This window comes from Streptomyces sp. NBC_00247 (assembly GCF_036188265.1).
Classification (GTDB): Bacteria; Actinomycetota; Actinomycetes; order Streptomycetales; family Streptomycetaceae; genus Streptomyces.
Genome location: NZ_CP108093.1, coordinates 1,321,063 through 1,344,716, shown reverse-complemented (window position 1 = coordinate 1,344,716; position 23,654 = coordinate 1,321,063). Strand labels below are relative to the sequence as shown.

Sequence of the window (23,654 nt, the reverse complement as noted above, 5' to 3'; positions counted from 1 at the left end):
AGAGTCCGCGGCCTCGCGACGCACCGCACCTGACGCCGCGCCCCCGACGCGCCTCGGCCCGCCGGACACGCCCGGCCGCTCGGAGCCGTACGGAAAACGGGGCGACGGGCCCGCCCCGCCGCGCCCGTCCTCCGTACGACTGCGGCTGCCGCTACACCGGACCCGCGACCGAGGCGACCGGGTCGGTCAGCGGGATGCCCGAACCGTCACGGCGCGGGTCGGGTTCCGGCAGTCGCGCGGGTGCGCCGTTCTGTTGCGCGGCGCGGGCGGGCAGGGGGCCGGCCCAGGCGAAGACCAGCACGTCCTCACCCTTGAGGAACCGCTGGCACCGCACCCCACCGGTGGCCCGTCCCTTGCGCGGGTACTGGTCGAAGGGTGTCAGCTTCGACGTGAGCACCGAGTCGTCCAGTGTGCCGTGCGAGCCGGCCACCGTGAACACCGCCGCGTCAGCGGCCGGTTCGACCGCGGTGAAGGACAGCACCTCGGCGCCGTCCGTGAGCTTGATCCCGGCCATGCCGCCGGCCGGACGCCCCTGCGGACGCACCTGGGCCGCCGGGTACCGCAGCAACTGCGCGTCGGTCGAGATGAAGACGAGGTCCTCCTCGCCCGTACGCAGCTCCACGGCGCCGACGATCCGGTCGCCCTCCTTCAGGGAAATGACCTCCAGTTCGTCCTTGTTGGCCGGATAGTCCGGCACGACGCGCTTCACCACCCCCTGGAGGGTGCCGATCGCCAGGCCCTGCGACGTCTCGTCGAGCGTGGTCAGGCAGATCAGCTCCTCGCCCTCGTCCAGCGTGAGGAACTCCGACACCGGAGCTCCGCCCGAGAGGTTGGGAGCGGCGTGGGTGTCAGGCAGCTGGGGCAGATCGATCACCGCGACGCGCAGCAGCCGCCCGGTGGAGGTCACCGCCCCCACCTCGCCGCGCGCGGTCGCCGGTACGGCGGACACGATCACGTCGTGCTTCGCGCGCTTGGCGTCCTCGTCCTCGGCCACCGGGTCGGCGTTGGCCGTCCGGGCGAGCAGACCGGTGGAGGAGAGCAGCACCCGGCACGGGTCGTCCGCCACCTGAAGGGGTACGGCGGAGACCTGCGAGCCCGCCGACTCCAGCAGCACCGTACGCCGGTCGGTACCGAACTTCTTCGCCACCGCCGCCAGTTCGGAGGAGACGAGCTTGCGCAGCTCGCTGTCCGACTCCAGGATCGCGGTCAGCGCCTCGATCTCCGAACTGAGCCGGTCGCGCTCGCTCTCCAGCTCGATCCGGTCGAACCGGGTCAGCCGGCGCAGCGGAGTGTCCAGGATGTACTGCGTCTGGATCTCGCTCAGCGAGAAGCGCTCCATGAGGCGCTCCTTCGCTGCCGCGGAGTTGTCGCTGTCCCGGATGATCCGGATGACCTCGTCGATGTCGACGAGGGCGACGAGCAGCCCCTCCACCAGGTGCAGCCGATCGCGCCGCTTGGTGCGGCGGAACTCGCTGCGCCGGCGCACGACCTCGAAACGGTGGTCGAGGTAGACCTCCAGGAGCTCCTTGAGCCCCAGGGTGAGCGGCTGGCCGTCGACGAGCGCGACGTTGTTGATGCCGAAGGACTCCTCCATCGGCGTCAGCTTGTAGAGCTGCTCCAGGACGGCCTCCGGCACGAAGCCGTTCTTGATCTCGATGACCAGACGCAGTCCGTGCGAGCGGTCGGTGAGGTCCTTGACGTCGGCGATGCCCTGGAGCTTCTTCGACGAGACCAGGTCCTTGATCTTGGAGATGACCTTCTCCGGACCGACCGTGAAGGGCAGTTCGGTGACGACGAGGCCCTTGCGGCGCGGGGTGACGTTCTCCACGGCGACCGTCGCCCGGATCTTGAACGTGCCGCGCCCGGCGGCGTAGGCGTCCTTGATACCGCTCAGACCCACGATCCGGCCACCGGTCGGCAGGTCGGGACCGGGGACGAACCGCATCAGCGCTTCGAGGTCGGCGTTCGGGTACCGGATGAGGTGGCGCGCGGCGGCGACGACCTCACCGAGGTTGTGCGGCGGCATGTTGGTCGCCATGCCGACCGCGATCCCGGACGCGCCGTTGACCAGCAGGTTCGGGTAGGCGGCCGGGAGGACGACGGGCTCCTGCTCCTGGCCGTCGTAGTTCGACTGGAAGTCGACGGTGTCCTCGTCGATCGACTCCGTCATGAGGGACGTGGCGTCGGCCATCCGGCACTCGGTGTACCGCATGGCGGCCGGCGGGTCGTCGTTGCCGAGGGAGCCGAAGTTGCCGTGTCCGTCCACGAGCGGGAGACGCATGGAGAACGGCTGCGCCATGCGCACCAGGGCGTCGTAGATCGACGCGTCCCCGTGCGGGTGCAGCTTACCCATGACCTCGCCGACCACGCGGGCACACTTGACGTACCCGCGGTCGGGGCGCAGTCCCATCTCGTTCATCTGGGACACGATGCGGCGGTGCACCGGCTTCATGCCGTCGCGCGCGTCGGGCAGGGCCCGGGAGTAGATCACCGAGTACGCGTACTCGAGGAAGGAGCCCTGCATTTCGTCGACGACGTCGATGTCGAGGATCTTCTCCTCGAAGTCGTCCGGCGGCGGGGTTTTCGTGCTGCGGCGGGCCATCGCGGCTGCGACTCCTTCACAGATTCTGTCGGGCAACCTGAGGTTCTGACGCGGACCATTGTGGACCGCCCCGCCGACAGTGCCGACCTCGACCCGTCCCAAGGGCCCGGCCGGACCCCGCCGGGACGCCCGTTTCCAGGGGTTCTCCGGCCATACCGGGAGCCGGGCCGACGCCGTACCGGAATCGGAACCGACGCCGTACCGGGAGCCGAACCCGCGCCGTACCGGGAGCCGAACCGACGCCGTACCGGAGTCAGAACCGACGCCCGGGCCGACCCCCCCCCCCGCGCGCAAGGCTTCGGCACCACGCGTCAACATCAGTCGTCAAGAACTACCAACGAGCACAACATCGGGGGAACGGGAACTTCGCCAGGTACCCGTGCGCTTGCTTACAGTGGCAGGTCTGGCAGAAAGTCCAGTACCGCGATCGAAGGGACGTACATGCCCATGGGTCACACGGCCACCGCACAGGCCGGCTCCGGCGGCCTGACAGCGACCGAGCACCGTCTGGCCAATGGCCTGCGTGTGGTGCTCTCCGAAGACCACCTGACCCCGGTCGCCGCAGTCTGCCTCTGGTACGACGTCGGCTCCCGTCACGAGGTGGAGGGGCGCACCGGTCTCGCGCACCTCTTCGAGCACCTGATGTTCCAGGGCTCGAAGCAGGTCAAGGGGAACGGTCACTTCGAACTCGTCCAGGGCGCGGGCGGGTCGCTCAACGGCACGACGAGTTTCGAGCGCACCAACTACTTCGAGACCATGCCGACCCACCAGCTGGAGCTCGCCCTCTGGCTCGAAGCCGACCGGATGGGCTCGCTGCTCGCCGCGCTCGACGAGGAGTCCATGGAGAACCAGCGGGACGTCGTCAAGAACGAGCGCCGCCAGCGGTACGACAACGTCCCGTACGGCACCGCGTTCGAGCGGCTCACCGCGCTCGCCTACCCGGAGGGCCACCCGTACCACCACACGCCGATCGGCTCCATGGCGGACCTGGACGCGGCGACGCTGGAGGACGCCCAGGAGTTCTTCCGTACGTACTACGCGCCCAACAACGCGGTGCTCTCGGTCGTCGGCGACATCGACCCCGAGGAGACCCTCGCCTGGATCGAGAAGTACTTCGGCTCCATCCCGTCCCACGACGGCAAGAAGCCCCCGCGCGACGGTTCTCTCCCCGGCACCATCGGCGGGCAGCTGCGCGAAGTGGTCCACGAGGAGGTCCCGGCCCGCGCGCTGATGGCCGCGTACCGCCTGCCGCACGACGGCACCCGTGAGGCGGACGCCGCCGACCTGGCCCTGACCGTCCTCGGCGGCGGCGAGTCGTCCCGGCTGCACAACCGCCTGGTGCGCCGCGACCGTACGGCGGTGGCTGCCGGCTTCGGGCTGCTGCGGCTGGCCGGAGCGCCCTCGCTGGGCTGGCTGGACGTCAAGACGTCCGGAGGCGTGGAGGTCGAGAGCATCGAGACCGCGGTCGACGAGGAGCTGGAGCGGTTCGCCACCGAGGGCCCGACGCCCGAGGAAATGGAACGCGCGCAGGCCCAGTTGGAACGCGAGTGGCTCGACCGACTCGGTACGGTCTCCGGCCGCGCCGACGAACTCTGCCGCTTCGCGGTGCTGTTCGGTGACCCGCAGCTCGCGCTGACGGCCGTCGGACGCGTTCTCGACATCACCGCCGACGAGGTGCGGAAGGTCGCCGCCGCCACGCTGCGCCCCGACAACCGTGCCGTGCTGGTCTACGAGCCGGTCGAACCGGCCGAGCCGGACGACGGGACCGCTGCCGAGGACGGCGCGGACACCGACGCCGACGAGGAGGCCGGCAAGTGAGCGACGCCGCCGTGACTGGAGTAGCCATGGACTTCCACCCGCAGCCCACCCCGGGAACCGCACGCCCCTGGGCCTTCCCGGCACCCGAACGCGGCACCCTGCCCAACGGGCTGACGGTGCTCCGCAGCCACCGCCCCGGCCAGCAGGTCGTCGCGGTCGAGATCCACCTCGAAGCACCGCTCGACGCCGAACCCGAGGGCCTGGACGGCGTCGCCACCATCATGGCGCGTGCCCTCTCCGAGGGAACCGACAAGCGCAGCGCCGAGGAGTTCGCCGCCGAGCTGGAGCGCTGCGGCGCCACGCTCGACGCGCACGCCGACCACCCGGGCGTCCGGGTCTCGCTGGAGGTGCCCGTCTCCCGCCTGGCCAAGGCGCTCGGCCTGGTCGCCGAGGCGCTGCGGGCCCCCGCCTTCGCCGACAGCGAGATCGAGCGCCTGGTGGGAAACCGCCTGGACGAGATCCCGCACGAGCAGGCCAACCCCGCGCGCCGCGCGGCCAAGCAGCTCTACAAGGAGCTGTTCCCGGCCACCGCCCGGATGTCGCGCCCGCGTCTGGGCACCGAGGACACCGTGCGGCGGATCGACGCCGCCGCCGTCCGCGCCTTCTACGACGCCCACGTCCGCCCCGCCACGGCGGTCGCGGTCGTCGTCGGCGACCTCACCGGCATCGACCTGGACGCACTGCTCGCCGAGACCCTGGGCGACTGGTCGGGCAACGGCGGCAGCCCCCGTCCGGTGGCGCCGATCACCGCGGACGACACCGGCCGCGTGGTCGTCGTCAACCGTCCGGGAGCCGTACAGACGCAGCTGCTCATCGGCCGCATCGGCGCGGACCGGCACGACAGCGTCTGGCCCGCCCAGGTCCTCGGGGCGTACTGCCTCGGCGGCACGCTCACCTCGCGGCTCGACCGGGTGCTGCGCGAGGAGAAGGGCTACACCTACGGCGTACGCGCGTTCGCCCAGGTGCTCCGCTCCACCGCCGGCGGTCCGGACTCCGGACCGGCCGGTGCGGCGATGCTGGCCATCAGCGGTTCGGTGGACACCGAGTCCACGGGACCCGCGCTCGACGACCTCTGGAAGGTCCTGCGGACCCTCGCGGCGGACGGGCTGACGGACGCCGAGCGCGAGACCGCCGTGCAGAACCTCGTGGGGGTCGCCCCGCTGAAGTTCGAGACGGCGGCCTCGGTCGCGGCGACCCTCGCCGACCAGGTCGAGCAGCAGCTGCCCGACGACTTCCAGGCCCACCTGTACGCCCGGCTCGCCGAGACCGGCACGGTCGAGGCGACCGCCGCGGTGGTCAACGCCTTCCCGGTGGACCGGCTGGTGACGATCCTGGTGGGCGACGCGGCGCAGATCGCCGAGCCCGTCCGCGCGCTGGGCATCGGTGAGGTGACGGTCGTGAACGGCTGACCGGCCGTCACCCGCACGACCGGGTACGCCCGGCAGCGCGACCCCGGCGGGAGAGATCTCGTCGGGGTCGCGTCGTTTGTCCTCTTTGCCGGAAGCGTGGCTGTCTGCCCTGTGGGATGCGCTACAAAACGCCCTGTCCGTTTGGTGATCGAAAGCGCCGCGGCCTAGCGTCGATCCGGCTGTCCGCCGACTGTGTACCGCACTCGCGGTGCCGGACAGCCATCGCCGAGTCCCCGTCAGGCGCGAGCCTGGGGAGCCGGGGACCCGTGAAGTCCCTGGGGTGAATCGGGCGCGCCCGTCTCGTGAGAGGCGTGAACGCCCGTAGGAGACCTTCCTGCTCCGAACCCGTCAGCTAACCCGGTAGGCGAGAAGGAAGGAAAGGATCCGCTCCTCCATGGCGTTCACCCGTGCCACCGGGACGCATCGTGCCCCGGGCCGTCTGACGCGCACCACCGCCCGGTTCGCCGGTGTCGCGGCACTCGCGGCCACCGGCGTCGTCGCTTCGACGGCCTCCCCGGCCCTCGCCGCCGATCCGTCCGTCCCGTCGCCCCGTACGACCGGCCTCATCGGGGCCGTGGCGCTCGGCGACTCCATCGCGGACCGGATAGCCGACCAGGCGGAGGCCCAGCACCGCGTCGCCGAGGCCAGGGCGAAGGCCGAAGCGAAGGCCAAGGCCGAGGCCGCCGTACGGGTCAGGGAAGCCCGTGAGGCGAAGGCGCGCGCCGCGCGTGCCGCCGAACGCAAGCGGCTGAACTCCTTCCACCTGCCCGTCGCGGGGTCGTACATCAGCACCGGTTACAGGTCGAGCGGCTCCCTCTGGTCCTCCGGCAGCCACTCCGGCGTCGACTTCCACGCCGCCACGGGTACCCCCGTCCACGCCGTGGGCGCGGGCACGGTCGTCGAAGCCGGCTGGGGCGGCGCGTACGGCAACAACGTCGTGCTGCGGATGACGGACGGCACGTACACCCAGTACGGCCACCTCTCCTCGATCGGTGTCTCGGTCGGCCAGAGCGTCTCGTCGGGCGAGCGGATCGGCCTCTCCGGCGCCACCGGCAACGCGACCGGCCCGCACCTGCACTTCGAGGCGCGCACCGGACCGGAGTACGGCTCCGACATGGACCCCGTGGCGTATCTGCGGGCCCACGGCCTCACGGTCTGACCCGCGCTCCCGGTCCTGCCTTCGCGCTCGCCCCCACCGGCGCTGACCGGCCCTGATCGCCCCCTGATCACCCCGAAGCCCCGGACCCGTGCCGGGGCTTCGGCATATCACCCGAAACCCTCCGGCCCGCCGGCTCCGCAGGCAAAAGATATGTGCGAATTCCGGTACGCCATCGGAAATTCACTCAGATTGCAATAGAGTCACGGTGCAGGCTTCGATCGGCCGCGTTTCGCGGGGATTAAGGCGGAGGTTCGGACATGCGCATTCCCGCGCACTCGGTATGCACGGCAATCCGTGAAGACATCGTCTCGGGCGTCTACGAGCGCGGCAGCCGCCTCACCGAGGAGCTTCTGGCGCGGCGCTACGGCGTCTCGCGCGTCCCGGTGCGCGAAGCCCTGCGGACCCTGGAGTCCGAGGGGTTCGTGGTCACCCGCAGGCATGCGGGCGCCTGTGTCGCCGAACCGACCGAGCAGGAGGCGGCCGACCTCCTGGAGGTGAAGCTCCTGCTGGAGCCGCTGGGTGCGGCACGGGCCGCGCAGCGCCGCACCGAGGCTCACCTCAAGGTCCTGCGCGGACTGGTCAAGCTGGGACAGGAGCGGGCCCGCCGGGGCGAGGGGGAGGACCTGCGCTCGCTGGGCGGCTGGTTCCACGAGACGCTCGCCCAGGCGTCGGGCAGCCCCGGTCTCATCGCGCTGCTGACCCAGCTCCGGCACAAGATCACCTGGATGTACGCCGTCGAGCAGCCGGTCCGCCCCGTCGAGTCGTGGGCCGAACACGGAGCCCTCGTGGACGCGGTGGCCCGGGGCGACGCGGAGCGCGCCAGGGGGCTGGCCACGCAGCACGCGGAGCGTTCGCTGGCCGCACACCGGCCGCGCCGCCCGGTCCGAGCGGTGAAACAGTCCCGGGTGAGCACTTCGCAACATCCCGTAAACACCTCGGGTGCCCGTCATTAACAAACTCGCCGTATACAAAGAGAAGCGAATTGGCGGGAGCATTCTCCGTGCTGCCGGAATTACCGTCACGGCTGCCGCGAGAAAAGGCCGAGCCGAAAACGGCTGAGCCGCGCCGTCCGTGAAGGACGGCGCGGCCCGGCCGAGCGAAGAATTCCGTCATGGGGTCCGGCGGAAGGGGTGTCAGACCGTTTCCGGAAGCTCGTCGAGTCCTTCGGAGACCAACCTCGCCAGGCGGTCCAGTGCGGCGTCCGCGCCCTCCGCCGCGGAGGCGAGCACGATCTCCTCGCCACCCTCCGCTCCCAGTCCGAGGACCGCGAGCATCGACGCGGCATTGACCGGGCTGCCGTCCGCCTTGGCGATCGTCACCGGGACCCCGGAGGCCGTGGCGGCGCGGACGAAGATGGAAGCGGGGCGGGCGTGCAGGCCTTCTGCCCATCCGACGTTGACGCGGCGCTCAACCATGGTTCTGCCCTTCGTGAATCTGCGATGTCCTGATCGGTATTCGATTTGTCTAGACCATTGTGTCATGGGGGCGTGGACCCGCGTAGCCTCCTGCCGGCGGACGTCGCCCGGTGGGCTTCCCAGCCTGCCCCGGCGCCGAATCCGCCGCGACCCGTGCCCGGCACGGCGATGCCCGTACGGCCCGGACGGGTGACCGGGACGTCGGGCCGGAGCGTCGGGCCGGGGCGTCGGGCCGGCCGGGGTGACCGACGGCCGGGTGGCCGGGCCGTGCCGCCGTGCGCCCCGACCGTCCGGTGCTCCGGGCGCACCCGCCCCGGAGCACCGGACGGTCGTAGGCTTTCCCCATGCAGCCCACGCCGGAGCAGAGTCCGCCTCACGCGTACCCCGACCACTGGGAGGCGGACGTGGTGCTGCGGGACGGTGGCACCGCCCGGATCGGACCCATCACCCCGGACGACGCCGGACGGCTGGTCAGCTTCTTCGAGCAGGTCTCCGACGAGTCGAAGTACTACCGCTTCTTCGCGCCCTACCCCCGGCTCTCCGACCGGGACGTCCACCGCTTCACCCACCACGACTACGTCGACCGGGTGGGGCTGGCGGCCACGGTGGGAGGGGAGTTCATCGCCACCGTCCGCTACGACCGGATCGACGATCAGGGCCGTCCCGCCTCCGCGCCCGCCGACGAGGCCGAGGTCGCCTTCCTCGTCCAGGACTCCCACCAGGGCCGCGGCGTCGCCTCGGTGCTGCTCGAACACATCGCCGCGGTCGCCCGGGAGCGCGGCATCCGCCGCTTCGCCGCCGAGGTGCTGCCCGCCAACACCAAGATGATCAAGGTTTTCCGGGACGCCGGCTACACCCAGCAGCGGAGCTTCGAGGACGGATCGGTCCACCTCACCCTCGACATCGAACCGACCGCCGAGTCGCTCGCCGTGCAGCGCGCCCGCGAACAGCGTGCCGAAGCCCGTTCCGTCCAGCGGCTCCTGGCCCCCGCCTCGGTGGCCGTCGTCGGCACCGGCCGCGCCCCGGGCGGGGTGGGGCGGACCGTGCTCCGCAACCTCCTGCACTCCGGCTTCACCGGCCGCCTGTACGCCGTCAACCACGCCTTCGCCCCCGATCAGGACAGCATCGACGGGGTCCCCGCGCACCGGTCGGTCGGCGACATCGGCGAGCCGGTCGACCTCGTGGTCGTCGCCGTCCCCGCGGAACGGGTCCCCGAAGCCGTCGCGGACTGCGGGGAGCACGGGGTGCGGGGCCTGGTCGTCCTCACCGCCGACTACGCCGAGCGAGGAGCCGAGGGCCGCGACCGCCAGCGAGCGCTCCTGCGCCAGGCACGCTCGTACGGCATGCGCGTCATCGGGCCGAACGCCTTCGGCGTCATCAACACCTCCGGCGCCGTCCGGATGAACGCCTCGCTCGCCCCGGAATCGCCCCCTCCGGGCCGCATCGGCCTCTTCACCCAGTCCGGCGCCATCGGCATCGCCCTCCTCTCCGGTCTCCACCGGCGCGGTGCGGCGCTCTCCACCTTCATCTCCGCCGGGAACCGCGCCGACATCTCCGGCAACGACTTCCTCCAGTACTGGTTCGACGACCCCGAGACCGATGTGGCCCTGCTCTACCTGGAGTCGCTCGGCAACCCCCGCAAGTTCACCCGGCTCGCCCGCCGCACCGCCGCCGTCAAACCCGTCGTGGTGGTCAAGGGCGCCCGGCACAGCGGCGCCACCCCGCCCGGCCACGCCGTGCCCGTCAGCCGCATCCCCGACGCCACGGTCTCCGCGCTGATGCGACAGGCCGGGGTGATCAGGGTGGACACGGTCACCGAGATGATCGACGCGGCCCTCCTCCTCGCCGACCAGCCGCTGCCCGCCGGCCCCCGCGTGGCGATCCTCGGCAACTCGGAATCGCTCGGCCTGCTCACCTACGACGCCTGCCTCACGGAAGGGCTCCGCCCCCGGCCGCCCCGCGACCTGACCACGGCGGCCGGGCCGGCGGACTTCCGCGCGGCCCTCGCCGAAGCGCTCGCCGATCCGACGTGCGACGCGGTGATCGTGACCGCGATCCCGCTGGTCGGGGTCGAGGGGGAGGTGCAGAGCGGCGACGGCGAGGTGCTGGCGGCAGCCCTGCACGAGGCGGTGGCGGAGCGTACCGCAGGGCCCGCCAAGCCGGTGGCCGTCGTGCATCTGGAGATCGGCGGACTCGCCCAGGCACTGGCGGCCACGGCCGGGACACGCCCGACCGGGACACGCCCGGCCGGGACACGCCCGGCCGCGCGGGACGCCCCCATGACGGGCGAGCCCACGGAAGGGTCCGCGCAGGACGGCCCCATGACGGGCCGGCCCACGAAGACACCCACGGAACCGCCCGCGGCGACCGCCTCCGTACCGCCGCCCCCCGCCGGGGCGGCTGCCACGGAACCCGGGGCCCACACCCCGGCCCCCACCGGCCGCATCCCCGCCTATCCGGCCGCCGAACGGGCCGTCCGCGCGCTGAGCGAGTCGGTGAAGTACGCCCAGTGGCGCCGTCAGGCCGCCGCCCCGGGCAGGGTGCCCGAGTTCCTGGACGACACCATCGACGAACCCGGCACCGCCGCGCTCATCGACGCGCTGCTCGGCCCGGCTCCCGATCCGCGCGGCCGGCCGCTCGGACACGACGAAGCCCGCGAACTGCTCGGCGGCTACGGCATCGGCGTACGGGCCACCCTCCCCGCCCCCGACCCGGACGCCGCCGTGGCCGCAGCCACGCGACTCGGCTGGCCGGTCGCACTCAAGACCACCGCACCCCATCTGCGCCACCGCGCCGACCTGGGCGGCGTCCGCCTCGACCTCGCCGGGGAAGACGCGCTGCGACGGGCGTACGGCGAACTCACCGAGCTCCTCGGAAAACCCGCCGAACTCCAGCCCGTCGTGCAGTCCATGGCACCCCGGGGCGTCGACACCGTGGTGCGGGCCACGATCGACGCCGCCGCGGGTGCCGTGCTCTCCTTCGGTCTCGCGGGCACCCCCTCCGAACTCCTCGGGGACATCGCCCACCGGCTGGTTCCGGCCACCGACCGGGACGCCGCAGAACTGATCCGCTCCATCCGCGCGGCTCCCGTGCTCTTCGGCTGGCGCGGCTCCTCGCCCGTGGACACCCGGGCACTGGAAGAACTGCTGCTCCGGGTCTCCCGCCTGGTCGACGACCATCCCGAGGTGGTCTCGGTCACGCTGGAACCGGTCGTGGTGGCCACGCAGGGGCTGACCGTCCTCGGCGCGAGCGTCCGGCTCGCCCCGCCGCCCGCGCAGACCGATCTCGGACCCCGCCGGCTGCCGAACTACTGACCGGGCCCGCCCTCCCCGCGGAGTCCCCAGCGGTCACCGGGGCCCGTAAGATGGGGGTCATGGCAAAGACCGGTACGACGACCCAGGGGCTGCGCGCGGCGATCGAGCGCAGCGGCTACTACCCGGCCCTCGTGGCCGAGGCGGTGGAGGCCGCCGTCGGCGGGGAGCCGGTCGCCTCGTACCTCGTGCACCAGGAGACGACCTTCGACTCCAACGAGGTCCGGCGCCATGCCACGGTCCTGGTCCTGACGGACACCCGCTTCATCGTCAGCCACACCGACGAGCAGACCTCCGAGACCGAGTCGCCGACTCCGTACGCGACCACCTCCACGGAGTCCGTGCACCTCGGCCGGATCTCGTCCGTCGTGGTGAGCCGCGTGGTGGCGGACCCCGAGAAGTACGTGGCCGGTTCGCTGCCCCGCGAGGTCGTCCTCACCATCGGCTGGGGCGCGGTCTCCCGCATCGACCTGGAGCCGGCCGCCTGCGGCGACCCCGACTGCGACGCCGACCACGGCTACACCGGCAGCTCCACCGCCGACGACCTCAGCCTGCGGGTCAGCGAGGCCGGCGACGGCCCGGACACCGTGCGGCAGACGCTCGCCTTCGCCCAGGCACTCAGTGAGGCCACGGCAGCCACCGCGGCCTCGGCCGCGAACGCGGCGACCAACCGCTGATGGTCCAGCCCGCCTGGCAGGACCCCGTGCTGCTCCCGCTCGACACCGCTCCCGTACCCGAGTACGGCACCGGGTCCCTCGCGGATCTGCTGCCGACCCTCGTCGCGGGGCAGGAGGTGCCCGGCTTCACCGCCTCGATCCCGGAACTCACCCCGGCCGACCGCAACTGCGTCTTCCTGATCGACGGCCTCGGCTGGGAGCAGATCAAGGCGCATCCGGACGAAGCCCCGTTCCTGCACTCCCTGCTGCCCACCTCGCGCGGCGGCACCGGCCGTCCCATCACCGCGGGCTTCCCCGCCACGACGGCGACCTCCCTCGCCTCGGTCGGTACGGGCCTGCCGCCCGGGAAGCACGGGCTGCCCGGGTACACCGTGCGCGATCCGGCCACCGGCGGGCTGATGAACCAGCTCCGCTGGAAGCCCTGGACCTCGCCGAAGGCGTGGCAGCCGTACCCCACCGTCTTCGGCCTCGCCGACGCGGCGGGGGTGCGTACGGCCCAGGTCTCGGCGCCCGCCTTCGAGCAGACGCCGCTGACCAAGGTCGCGCTCAGCGGCGGCTCGTTCCTGGGCCGCCTGGCCGGTGAGGAACGCATGGACGTCGCGGCCCAGCGGTTGGCCGCCGGGGACCGCTCGCTGGTCTACACGTACTACAGCGAGGTGGACGGCGCGGGCCACCGCTTCGGTACCGACTCCGACGCCTGGCGCGGGCAGTTGATGTACGTCGACGGTCTCGCCCGGCGCCTCGCCGAGCAGCTGCCGCCCCGCTCGGCCCTCTACGTCACCGCCGACCACGGCATGATCGACATCCCGTTCGACGAGCAGTCCCGCATCGACTTCGACGAGGACTGGGAGCTGCGCGCCGGCGTCGCCCTGCTGGGCGGGGAGGGCCGTGCCCGTCACGTCTACGCCGTGCCCGGAGCCCAGGCCGACGTGCTGACCGTCTGGCGGGAGGTGCTCGGAGAGCAGTTCTGGGTGGCGAGCCGGGACGAGGCGATCGCCGCCGGCTGGTTCGGCCCCGAGGTGGACGAGCGCGTGTACGGCCGCATCGGTGACGTGGTCGCCGCCGCCCATGACGACGTGGTGATCACCGCCTCGTCCAACGAGCCGCACGAGTCCGCGATGGTCGGGATGCACGGTTCGCTGACCCCGGTGGAGCAGCTCGTCCCCCTTCTCGAAGTTCGCACCTGACACCGCCGCCCCACCGGCTCGTCCCCCCTGCCCCCCCCCATGTCGAAAGGCGTTCGACCTCTCATGCCCGAGCTTGTGTTCTTCTCCGGAACGATGGACTGCGGAAAGAGCACGCTGGCCCTGCAGATCGGTCACAACAGGTCCGCGCGCGGGCTCCAGGGCGTGATCTTCACCCGCGACGACCGGGCGGGCCAGGGGAAGCTCTCCTCACGGCTGGGGCTGGTGACGGAGGCCGTCGAGGCGGCCGACGGCATGGATCTCTACGCCTACGTCGTGAACCAGCTGTCCCAGGGCGGCAAGGCGGACTACGTGATCGTGGACGAGGCGCAGTTCCTGGCCCCGCCGCAGATCGACCAGCTCGCCCGGATCGTGGACGACCTCGGGATGGACGTCTTCGCCTTCGGGATCACCACCGACTTCCGCACGAAGCTCTTCCCCGGCTCGCAGCGCCTGATCGAGCTGGCCGACCGCCTCGAACACCTCCAGGTGGAAGCTCTGTGCTGGTGCGGCGCCCGCGCCACGCACAACGCCCGCACGGTGGACGGGGAGATGGTCGTCGAGGGCGAACAGGTCGTGGTCGGTGACGTCAACCGCCCCGCCAAGGAGGTCGGTTACGAGGTGCTCTGCCGCCGTCACCACCGGCGCCGCGCCACCTCCGCCACCGCCCACGCGGGTGCCCTGTCGCCGGACGTCCTCCCGGTGAACCAGACCTGACGGCTCGTCCGTTCGCGACGAGCTGTCGGCCGCGCCGCCCGCCGGCGGCCGGCCGGCGCCGCTCTCTCCCGGCGGCCCGGGCGACCCGTGATCCACGGCGTGCGGAGACGGCGAGGCGCCCAAGGGGTGAGGACGGGGCATGGATCCGGTGCCCGACCCACCGCGTGGAGCCGGGCCGAGCCTGCCGGCCATGAATCACCCCGGTCCCGGTGGGCGGCGAGGGCTCCTACGACCACCTCCGGGGCCGGCGCGGCCGACCCGGACCGCGAGGAGGACCACACGGCCGAGGGTGTGACCGTGGCGTCCCGCTGACGGCTGCCCCGCCGCCTCCGTACACGCGGCCGAACCTGCCGCCTCCGCGCCGGCCGCCGCCCCGCCCTCCTCCGCCCCGCCCTCCTCCGCCCCGCCCTCCTCCGCCCCGCCCTCCTCCGCCCCGCCCTTCTCCGCCCCGGCCTTCGCAACACGCGTTGGTCCGCGGCGGTTCACGCGACGCCCGTTCCTTGATCCCGTTCCCTGCAAGCACACCTTGCGCGCCGCGCGGGGGTTGACCGGGCCGGACGCGCGTTACGTTGTGCGCCGCCGCCGGACGTCCGGGGCGTCCGAGCGACCGCGCCGGCTCCTCCGGCATGTCCGTACGGCGGTCCCGGCATGCCTTCGTCCGGCTGCGTTCGAGCCCCCGGACGGGCCGTTCGCCGACCGGGAACGGCCGCCGCGAACCCTCGCCCCTCGTGTGATCCGCCCACCGCAGATAAGGCCGATTCATGACTTCTTCGCCGCGCAGTGCCCCCGGGCGGCTGGCCGCCGCAGCCGCCCTGGCCTCCCTGCTCGCGGGGTGTTCCTCGTCCGACGACAGTGCGGGCGGGGACGACGGCTCGACGAAGATCGGCTTCGTCAACGGAGCCGGCACCGTCTTCCACACCTGCCTGCAGAAGGCGATGGAACAGTCCGCGAAATCCCAGGGCGCCCACCTCGTCGTCGCCAACTCGTCGCAGAACCCGGTCACCGAACTCTCCAACATAGAAGACCTGATCGCGCGGGACGTGGACGAGCTGATCGTCCAGACCGTCGATGTGGACACCCTCGACGTGGACGTGGCCAAGGCGCGGGCCGCCGGCATCCCGATCTTCCTCACCTCGGTGAACGTGGAGGACCTCTCGGGGGTGCTCGGCGCGGTGGTCGTGGACCTCGGCCGGCTCGGCGCACTCGACGCGGGCTGGGTGGAACAGGACGCGGCAGGGCAGGACGTCAAGGTCGGAGTGATCGCCGGAGCCCCCGGCGCGGCCTCGGATCTGATGGTCGCCGGGTTCGAGCAGGCCCTTCCGGCGAACGCGAAGATGGTCTCGGAGCTTCCGGGGATGTTCGATCCGGCCAAGGCCCGTGAGTCCGCGCAGGACATGATCGAGGCCCATCCCGATCTCGACTACGCCTTCGTGGCGAACGAGGAGATGGCCCTGGGCGCCCGACAGGTCTTCGACGCGGCCGGTGCCCACGTCAAGATCGTCACCGTGAACGGCACCGACGAGGGGCTCAAGGCGGTCAAGGACGGACGGTTCTCCGCCACGGTGGCCAACTCCGCCTCGGTACTCGGTCAGTTGGCCGTACGGAACAGCCTCGGGCTGATGGCGGGAAGCGCCGTCGAGAAGGTCACCTCCGCCCCGATCCTCCTGGTCACCCGGGAGAACGTGGACGAGGCGCCCGCGTACTGTTCCTGACGGCCCGGGGCGTTGCCACCAAGGGGGCGCCCGTCCGTCGCCTCTTCCGGCTCCCGGATGCCGAGAATCCGGCGTTCGGAGTTCCGCGATGTCGAGAATCCGGCTATGGGGCCCGCCGACTGGCACCGGTGCGGTCCTTGTCCGCATAGTTCCGTCTGGCATCGAAAGACAGCGGCGGGCATCCGCCGCGGAGGAGCTCTCCGTGAACAGCACACCCCCGGCCGCCGGCCGCGCCCCCGACCGGCGCGCGGCCACCTTGGTCATGGCCTGCATAGGCGTGTTCGTGGCCTATTTCCCGATCACCACCGTGTCGGTGAGCCTCCCCGTCATCCAGGAAGCTCTCGGCGCCTCCACCTCGGACCTCTCGTGGGTCTCGGACGCCTTCGTCCTGCCGGTGGCCGCTCTGATCCTGACGGCCGGAGTCTTCGGCGACGTACACGGGCGCAAGAAGGTCTTCCAGGCGGGGCTCGCACTCTGCGCCGCCGGTGCCACCGTCTCGCTCTGCGCCCAGTCGATCACCATGATCTGGATCGGACAGGCCCTCTCCGGTGCCGGGGCCGCCGCACTGCTGCCGATGACCCTCGCGCTCATCAGCCACGTCGTCCCCGACCACCGCGAACGCGGCAAGTTCATCGGCCTCTGGACGACCTTCCTCATGGGGGCGCTCGCCGTCGGCCCGCTGATCGCCGGCACGATCACCGCCCACGCGGACTGGCGGTGGATCTTCCTCCTGCCCGTCCCGCTCTCCCTCGCGGCGATGGCCGCCGGCGCGTGGCTACTCGACGAATCCCGGTCGCCCTACCCCCGCAAGCTCGACTGGCCCGGTCAGATCACCGCGGCCGTGGCCATCACGGCCCTCGTCTACGGGGTCATCGAAGGCGGAGCGTCCTCCTTCACCGAGCCGCAGGTCCTCGCGGCCCTGGCGATCGCGGTGATCTGCGGGATCGTCTTCGTGCTGGCCGAACGCCGCAGCGACAGCCCGATGCTGGACCTGCGCATCTTCCGCAGCCCGGCCTTCACCGGCTCCACGCTGGTCGTCATGATCAGCTTCCTGGGGCTGATCGGCTTCTTCTTCGTGCTCAGCCTCTACTTCGGCATGGTGCAGCGGCTCACCACGCTGGAGGCGGGAACGCGCCTCCTCATGGTCACGATCATGCCGCTCGTCCTGGGCGCCGTCTTCGGCCGGCTCGCCCAGCGGCTCTCGGCCCGGCTCCTGATCGCCGGTGGGCTGCTGATCGCCACGGTGGGGCTCTGCACGCTGACCACCATCGGCATCGACACCTCCTTCGCCTCGCTGGCCTGGCGGCTCGCCCTGCTCGGCACCGGCCTCGGCATCGCCTTCCCCTGCATCACCGCGACCGCCGTGGGCTCCGTACCGCCTCACCAGGCCGGCATGGCGGCGGCTGGCAACAACGCCTTCCGGCAGGTCGGCGCCGCCCTCGGCCCCGCCATCCTGGGGGCGCTGCTGACCACGAAGGCCGTCGGTGCCCTTCCCGGACACCTGGGCGACCAAGGGCTCACGGGCGCGGCCGCCGAGCGCATCACCGCGGCCGTCGATCGCGGCGGCCTCGAGGCCGTCGCCGGTATGCCACTGGGCGCGGACACGGGACGGGCCCTCCACGCACTGTCGCTCTCCTTCGTGGACGGCCTCCACCTCTGCCTCGTCGTCTCGGCCGCTCTCATGCTGTGCGGCGCGATCGTCGCGGCCGTCACCCTGCGCCCCCGCGGTGCCGCACCCTCCGTCCCCGCGGCGGGAAGCACCGGTGTCGTCCGGGCCGCCGACGGCGAGGCGCGCACGGGCGCACCGGCCGCCGCGGGCACCGGACCGGACCACGCCTGACGGACCACCTCGGCCGCCCCCACCAGCACCTACGAGCGGGCATGCTGGTGGGGGCGGGCCGCCGTACGGTCGTCCGCACACGGTCTGCACACGCGCACCGGACGGACGCACGGATCGGAGACGCACGGTGGCCCTGCCCGACGCCCTGGACCTGAAGGTGATGCAGGCCCTCCAACTCGACGGCCGCGCCTCCTTCGTGCAGATCGCCGACGTCCTCGGCGTCTCCGACAAGACCGTCGCCCGCCGCTTCGCCGGGCTGCGCCGCGACACCGGTTTCCGGGTGGTCGGGATGACCGACGAGACCAAGCTCGGGCGGTCCAGCTGGATCGTCCGGCTGCGCTGCACACCCGATGCCGCCGACCCGCTCGCCACCGCGCTCGCCCGCCGCGCCGACACGTTCTACATCAGCCTCATGTCCGGCGGCACCGAGGTCATGTGCGCCATGCGGCCGCGCACCCAGCGGGAACGCGACGAACTCCTGCTCGGGCGGCTGCCGCGCACCCCGCGCGTCGTCCAGGTCAGCGCCCACTGCGTACTGAACCAGTTCTACGGCGGCCCGCTGGACTGGCTGAGCAAGACCGACGCCCTGACCCCCGAGCAGGAGGACGCCCTGCGGCCCCGGCTCGGGGAGCCGCCCGCCGGGCCCGTGACCCTCGACGCCGTGGACGAGGCGCTGATCGAGGTGCTCCGCCGGGACGGCCGGGCGCCGATGGCCGAACTGCAGAGCAGGACCGGCCAGTCCGAAGCCGTGGTCAAGCGGCGGCTGGACCGGCTGCGCCGCAGCGGCGCCCTCTACTTCGACGTCGAGTACGACCACGAACCTCTCGGCCACGGCGTGGGAGCCATGCTCTGGCTCACCGTGGCGCCCGCCGACCTGGTCGCGGTGGGAAAGACGCTGGCGGCCCACCCCGAGGTGCGGTTCGCGGCAGCGGTCACCGGTCGCGCGAACATCGTCGCCGCCGTCCAGTGCCGGACCACCCAGGACCTGTACGCCTACCTGACGGACCGTATCGGCGCCACCCACGGTGTGCAGAACGCCGAGACCGTGCTGACGTTGCGTCAGGTGAAGGTGCTGACGTACGACCCCCGCCGCTGACCGCGCGCCCGCCCACTGGTCAGCGCTCGCCGCTCCGCACGATGGTGAAGGCCGCACCTTCCGGGTCCGAGACCGTCGCCAGCCGGCCGCTCGTGCCCTCGCGCGGCGGCTGCAGGATGTGCCCGCCCAGCTCCACCACGCGGGCGGCGGCCACGTCGGTGTCCTCGACCTCGAAGTACGTCATCCAATGCGGACCCCGGTCACGCGGCAGGGCGTGCCCGACTCCGTGCAGGGCCGCCACCGGGCGGCCGTCCAAGTGCAGTGTCTGGTAGTCGAAGTCGGCGGAGACGACCGCCTGGGCCTCGTAGCCGAACACCGCCTGGTAGAACTTGGCGACCGAGGACGTCTCCCGGGTGATCAGCTCGTTCCAGACCGGGGTGCCCGGTGCGCCCCAGAGGTGCGTCCCCGCGTGCCGGGCGGCCTGCCAGATGCCGAAGACCGCTCCGTTCGGGTCGGAGGCGATGGCCAGCCGGCCGGCCGGACCCGCGTCGAGAGGGCCGACCGCCACCGTGCCGCCGCAGGAGCGGATCGTCTCGGCGGTGGCGTCCGCGTCGTCGGTGGCGAGGTAGGTCGTCCAGGCGATCGGCAGATGGCGGTCGGGGGGCAACTGGCCGATCCCCGCGATCTCTTCGCCCTGGAGCCTGCCGCGCACGTACGGGCCGAGCTGTTCGGGGCCGGGCTTGAACTCCCATCCGAAGAGGGCGCCGTAGAAGTCCTGGGTGGCGCTCAGGCCGTGCACGATCAGGCTCACCCAGCAGGGCGTGCCGGGTGTGCGCCGGGAGACAGCCTCGGTCATCGTCTTTCTCTCCTCGGACCATCGTGGTGGCCGCGCGGCAGATCGGGGGCGGTCCGCCGTCCAGGGGTGCGGTACGGCTCGTACGCCCCGCCCCGATGCTCGCACCACCTGGGCCCGGAGACGCACCGGCCGCGCCGCGCGCCGCGCGTTCTCGGCAGAACCGGACCGTTTTGTCTGGTACGCAATGTTTGTCGCCCGCGTTCACGCGGACGCCACACCCCGGGGCCGGTCACTGCGCGAGGATGGCCCTCATGAAGCCCATCATCACCGCATCCGCATACGCGGGCGAGTCGGCAGGACCCCGCCCGCCCGTGGTCCTCGACATCCGCTGGCAGCTCGGCGGCCCGAACGGCCGGGCCGCCTACGAGGCCGGGCACCTCCCCGGCGCCGTCTACGTGGACCTCGACAGCGAACTGGCCGGCCCGGCCGGAGCCGGTGGCGGCCGTCATCCGCTGCCCGACCCGGAGAGCTTCGGGGCAGCGATGCGCCGGGCGGGAGTCTCCTCGGACCGGGGGGTGGTGGTCTACGACGGCGGCCAGGGCTGGGCGGCGGCCCGTGCCTGGTGGCTGCTGCGCTGGGCGGGGCACAGGGACGTCCGGGTGCTGGATGGGGGTCTCGCGGTGTGGGACGGCGAACTGTCCACCGACGTCCCGAGCCCTCACGAGGGCGACTTCCGGCCGAAGCCCGGGGAGCTGCCGGTGCTCGACGCCGACGCCGCGGCAGCCCTGGCCCGTACCGGGGTGCTGCTCGACGCGCGCGCCGGTGAGCGCTACCGGGGCGATGTCGAACCGATCGACCGGGTGGGCGGCCACATTCCGGGCGCCCTCTCCGCGCCGACGGGGGAGAACGTGGGCGAGGACGGGCGCTACCTGCCCGCCGCGCGGCTCGCCGACCGCTTCGCCGCCCTCGGTGCCACCGGCGACGGCGAGATCGGCGTCTACTGCGGTTCAGGCGTCTCCGGGGCCCACGAAGTGCTCGCCCTGGAGATCGCCGGCCTGCGGGCGGCGCTGTACCCGGGCTCCTGGTCCGAGTGGTCCTCGGACGAATCGCGCCCGGTCGCGACCGGACCGGACCCCCAGTAGGCACCGCCGCCGGGCAGTGTCCGGAAACAGCCTCGGGGGCCGCACACGTCGCGTGTGCGGCCCCCGAGGTCCGTAAGGGTCCTGATCGGTCCGGGTCCTGATCAGTCCTGCTTCTTGCGCCGGGTCCCGAAGACGATCTCGTCCCAGCTGGGCACCGCCGCCCGGCGGCCCGGACGGACGCCGTCCGCCTCGGCCTGGCGGTCGGTGGTCCCCGTCAGCCGGTCACGGTGCCCCGCGACGGCACGCGGCATCAGCACGTCGGCGTAGGCGGAACCGGCTCCCGCCGACGCCGCCGCGGCCGGTGGCTCGTCCGCCGCCGGCTCCTCGACGGCCGGCTCGATCGCCGCCGGCTCGGGCTGCGAGGGCCGCTCGGGCACGACCATGTCGCCCCGGAAGCTCGGTACCGCCTCCAGGAGGCTGGTCAGCGAATCGCGTTCGGCGGCCGTCGGGCCGGAGTACTCCTCCGGCTCGGCGTGCCGCTCCATCTGCCGGTCCAGGGCGCGGTCCAGCGGACGGTCCCGGGGCAGCCGCGCGATCCTCGGTACGAACGGGAAGCTCGGCTCCGGAGCCGTGGCGTCCGATTCACCGATGAGGGAACGCGCCTCGTCGTCCACGGCCTGGACCAGCCGCCTCGGCGGGTCGTAGGTCCAGCTCGCCGAGTGCGGTTCGCCCGCGACGCGGTAGACCAGCAGGACCTCCCAGGTGCCGTCGTCGCGGCGCCAGGAGTCCCACTGAACCGTTTCCTTGTCCGCGCCGCGCAACAGCAGACGTTCCTGCACGGCGTCGCCGAGCTGGGGGCCGGTGTTCTCGCCGGGACGGCGTACCGGCGTCTTCCGGGCCCGCTCGGCCATGAAGGCGCGCTCCGCGAGCACGGGGCCCTCGAAGCGGCGGACACGGTCGACGGGAATCCCGGCGAACTGGGCGACCTCCTCGGCGGAGGCACCGGCTCGTATCCGGGCCTGGATGTCCCGCGGGCGGAGGTGGCTCTCCACCTCGATTTCGATCTGTCCGAGCCGCGCGCGGTCGTTGCGCACCGCGGCACGGAGACGCTCGTCGATCGGAAGCGTGTACTCCGTGCTGTCCGCAGCCTTGAGCACCAGTCGTGTGCCGTCGTTGGAGACGGCCACGACACGCAGTTCGGGCATGGGGACCTCCCGGGTGGTGCCTGCCGACGTCACGTGCGTCGCTGCTTCCGCTAGTCGAGTGTGGCCTGCCCGGGTGCAGCCTGCCACAACCTTGCCAAGTTGCCCGGCGTGTGTCGGGCCTTGGCCCTGGTACGCCGTCGTGACACGGTCACCCATGGTGGCGCAGAACGACCGGTGCGGTCACCCTGTGCAACGGGTCTCCGTGCGATGCGTCGGCGCCGCCGGTTCGAGTGCCGCCTTCGGCCCCCTCCCGCAGGACCCGGATCACCCTTGCGGGAGTCCGGCCCCAGGGCTCGTCACAGTACTCCATTCGGGCCACCGGGGTGGACCGGCACGCCGTCCGAGTTGTCGACGGGTGTCGACGGCGACGGTGGTTGACGACGGGCATGAGGATGGGTATACCCATTCGCCGCCCTTTTGCCCGTGGGGCGTGTCCCTGTTCACAGAATCACCAGAAACGGAACTATCCGCTTCGCCCAAAGGTCTCTTCCTGGTGCAGGGTGGGAGAGATGTCAAGCAAGGGCTGGTAATGGTTCAGAAGCCGGAAAGCGACACGGAACCGAAGGAAAGGCGCATAGATCTGAATGTGCCGCAGGTCGCCGGCAGCGCCGTGGCCGCGGTCGCGGCCGCGGTGGCGGCCTCGCAACTGGGGGTCTACGGAACGATCCTGGGCGCCGGCGTGATGAGCATCGTCGCCACCTGCGGAGGCTCCGTCTTCCAGCACTTCTTCCGCCGCACGGGCGAGCAGATCCGCGAAGTCACCGTGCAGGTGACCCACCCGGGGGGCCGTCAGGTCGCCGTGCGGACCCGCGAGACGACCCGCGGACGCCGCGGCGCCACGTACTTCCCGGAAGGTGCCGACGCCGACGGCGACCGTACGCGACTGCTGGATCTCACCGGTGAACCGGCCGGACCGGCGCGGGCAGGCGTCGTGGGCACCCGGGTGATCGATCCGGACCCCCGTACGCGTCCGCTCGGCCAGGACCAGGACCGGACCAGGCTGCTGCGCGGGGTCCCCGCCCCGGCCGGAGAGCAGGACGACGCCACCCGGCTGCTGCGGATCAGCGGCCCCGGCCTGCCGCCGGCAGAGCACGGACCGGACGAAGGGTTCTCGGAGGCGACCACCCACGGCTCCGCCCGCCGCAGCCGGCGCAAGCCCGTCGTGGCGGCCGTCGTGGTCTTCGTCGTGTCGATGCTCGGGATCACCGGGTTCGAGCTGGTCTCCGGCAACGACCTCAGCGGCGGCAGCGGCACGACCGTGGGCTCCGTCGTCCGGGGCAACGACCCGGGCACGGCCGACCCGGCGCCGGAGCCGTCGACCGGCGGCGATTCCCCCACCGGCACCGAGGGCACCGACGCCACCCCGGGCACCGGCACGGGGGAGGGCGGCGCGTCCGCCCCGGCGACCACCGAGGACGGCGGCGCGGCCACCACCCCCGCCCCCACGCCGACCGGTGGCGCCACCACCCCGGCCCCCTCGCCGACGCCGACCTCCCCGGCGGCCGGTGACGGCGCGAGCACCGCGCCCGGGCAGACGTCCGACACCGGCGGCACGGTCACACCGGACCCGGCCACCAGCGGCGACACCGGCGGGGAGTGACCCGCGTCCGCACCGATAGCGGCAGGACGACGGCCCCGGCCGCCACCCCACGAGGGTGGCGGCCGGGGCCGCTGTCGTCACCGCTGCCGGA

17 protein-coding genes and 1 riboswitch are annotated in these 23,654 nt (G+C 72.5%); of the genes, 13 read left to right on the top strand and 4 right to left on the bottom strand.

Annotated features, from left to right (window positions below; translation table 11 throughout):
* Positions 1-151 precede the first annotated feature (151 nt).
* Positions 152-2,602 (bottom strand): DNA gyrase/topoisomerase IV subunit A, encoded by a 2,451-nt coding sequence (locus OHT52_RS05305; RefSeq protein WP_328718968.1) that lies wholly within the window; start codon positions 2,600-2,602, stop codon positions 152-154.
* Positions 2,603-3,043: 441 nt separating this feature from the next.
* Here OHT52_RS05305 and OHT52_RS05300 point away from each other — a divergent pair, with 441 nt between their 5' ends.
* The 4 genes from OHT52_RS05300 to OHT52_RS05285 all read left to right on the top strand — a co-directional run bounded on the left by OHT52_RS05300 (position 3,044) and on the right by OHT52_RS05285 (position 7,941).
* Positions 3,044-4,420: a M16 family metallopeptidase gene (locus tag OHT52_RS05300; protein WP_328718967.1), complete on the top strand. Its 1,377-nt coding sequence runs from the start codon at positions 3,044-3,046 to the stop codon at positions 4,418-4,420.
* A 26-nt stretch (positions 4,421-4,446) separates the two neighbouring features.
* Positions 4,447-5,829 carry a M16 family metallopeptidase gene (locus OHT52_RS05295; RefSeq protein ID WP_328723623.1) on the top strand — a complete coding sequence of 461 codons (1,383 nt, stop codon included), beginning with the start codon at positions 4,447-4,449 and terminating at the stop codon, positions 5,827-5,829.
* Positions 5,830-6,042: 213 nt separating this feature from the next.
* A riboswitch (cyclic di-AMP (ydaO/yuaA leader) is annotated at positions 6,043-6,210 on the top strand.
* 13 nt (positions 6,211-6,223) lie between these two features.
* Positions 6,224-6,988 (top strand): M23 family metallopeptidase, encoded by a 765-nt coding sequence (locus OHT52_RS05290; RefSeq protein WP_328718966.1) that lies wholly within the window; start codon positions 6,224-6,226, stop codon positions 6,986-6,988.
* 257 nt (positions 6,989-7,245) lie between these two features.
* A complete protein-coding gene (locus OHT52_RS05285) occupies positions 7,246-7,941 on the top strand; it encodes a GntR family transcriptional regulator (protein ID WP_328718965.1) in 696 nt (231 codons plus the stop codon).
* A gap of 180 nt (positions 7,942-8,121) precedes the next feature.
* On the opposite strand, the gene OHT52_RS05280 is transcribed toward OHT52_RS05285, so the two are convergent.
* Positions 8,122-8,403, bottom strand: coding sequence for an HPr family phosphocarrier protein (locus OHT52_RS05280; RefSeq protein WP_328718964.1), 282 nt, complete (start codon positions 8,401-8,403; stop codon positions 8,122-8,124).
* Positions 8,404-8,747: 344 nt separating this feature from the next.
* On the opposite strand from OHT52_RS05280, the gene OHT52_RS05275 reads away from it, so the two are divergent.
* The 7 genes from OHT52_RS05275 to OHT52_RS05245 all read left to right on the top strand — a co-directional run bounded on the left by OHT52_RS05275 (position 8,748) and on the right by OHT52_RS05245 (position 18,940).
* The gene (locus OHT52_RS05275; protein ID WP_328718963.1) at positions 8,748-11,717 is read left to right on the top strand and encodes a bifunctional acetate--CoA ligase family protein/GNAT family N-acetyltransferase; all 2,970 of its coding nucleotides are present in this window, start codon (positions 8,748-8,750) and stop codon (positions 11,715-11,717) included.
* Between the two features lie 59 nt (positions 11,718-11,776).
* On the top strand, positions 11,777-12,391 hold the full coding sequence (locus tag OHT52_RS05270) for a DUF5998 family protein (RefSeq protein WP_328718962.1): 615 nt from the start codon (positions 11,777-11,779) through the stop codon (positions 12,389-12,391).
* Positions 12,391-13,578 (top strand): alkaline phosphatase family protein, encoded by a 1,188-nt coding sequence (locus OHT52_RS05265; RefSeq protein ID WP_328718961.1) that lies wholly within the window; start codon positions 12,391-12,393, stop codon positions 13,576-13,578. The genes OHT52_RS05270 and OHT52_RS05265 overlap by 1 nt, the downstream gene beginning before the upstream one ends.
* Before the next feature lie 63 nt (positions 13,579-13,641).
* Entirely contained in the window at positions 13,642-14,292 is a 651-nt protein-coding gene (locus OHT52_RS05260; RefSeq protein WP_328718960.1) for a thymidine kinase, read from the top strand.
* Positions 14,293-15,053: 761 nt separating this feature from the next.
* Entirely contained in the window at positions 15,054-16,004 is a 951-nt protein-coding gene (locus OHT52_RS05255) for a sugar ABC transporter substrate-binding protein (RefSeq protein ID WP_328718959.1), read from the top strand.
* 262 nt (positions 16,005-16,266) lie between these two features.
* On the top strand, positions 16,267-17,844 hold the full coding sequence (locus OHT52_RS05250; protein ID WP_328723622.1) for an MFS transporter: 1,578 nt from the start codon (positions 16,267-16,269) through the stop codon (positions 17,842-17,844).
* 127 nt (positions 17,845-17,971) lie between these two features.
* Entirely contained in the window at positions 17,972-18,940 is a 969-nt protein-coding gene (locus OHT52_RS05245) for an Lrp/AsnC family transcriptional regulator (protein ID WP_328718958.1), read from the top strand.
* A 19-nt stretch (positions 18,941-18,959) separates the two neighbouring features.
* Here OHT52_RS05245 and OHT52_RS05240 read toward each other — a convergent pair whose 3' ends face one another.
* Positions 18,960-19,736: a VOC family protein gene (locus OHT52_RS05240; RefSeq protein ID WP_328718957.1), complete on the bottom strand. Its 777-nt coding sequence runs from the start codon at positions 19,734-19,736 to the stop codon at positions 18,960-18,962.
* Between the two features lie 251 nt (positions 19,737-19,987).
* Between OHT52_RS05240 and OHT52_RS05235 the strand changes: the two genes are divergently transcribed.
* Positions 19,988-20,818 carry a sulfurtransferase gene (locus OHT52_RS05235; protein WP_328718956.1) on the top strand — a complete coding sequence of 277 codons (831 nt, stop codon included), beginning with the start codon at positions 19,988-19,990 and terminating at the stop codon, positions 20,816-20,818.
* Positions 20,819-20,919: 101 nt separating this feature from the next.
* On the opposite strand, the gene sepH is transcribed toward OHT52_RS05235, so the two are convergent.
* A complete protein-coding gene (gene sepH / locus OHT52_RS05230) occupies positions 20,920-21,963 on the bottom strand; it encodes a septation protein SepH (protein ID WP_328718955.1) in 1,044 nt (347 codons plus the stop codon).
* Between the two features lie 529 nt (positions 21,964-22,492).
* Here sepH and OHT52_RS05225 point away from each other — a divergent pair.
* A complete protein-coding gene (locus tag OHT52_RS05225) occupies positions 22,493-23,563 on the top strand; it encodes a hypothetical protein (RefSeq protein WP_443046500.1) in 1,071 nt (356 codons plus the stop codon).
* The last annotated feature ends 91 nt before the right edge of the window (positions 23,564-23,654 follow it).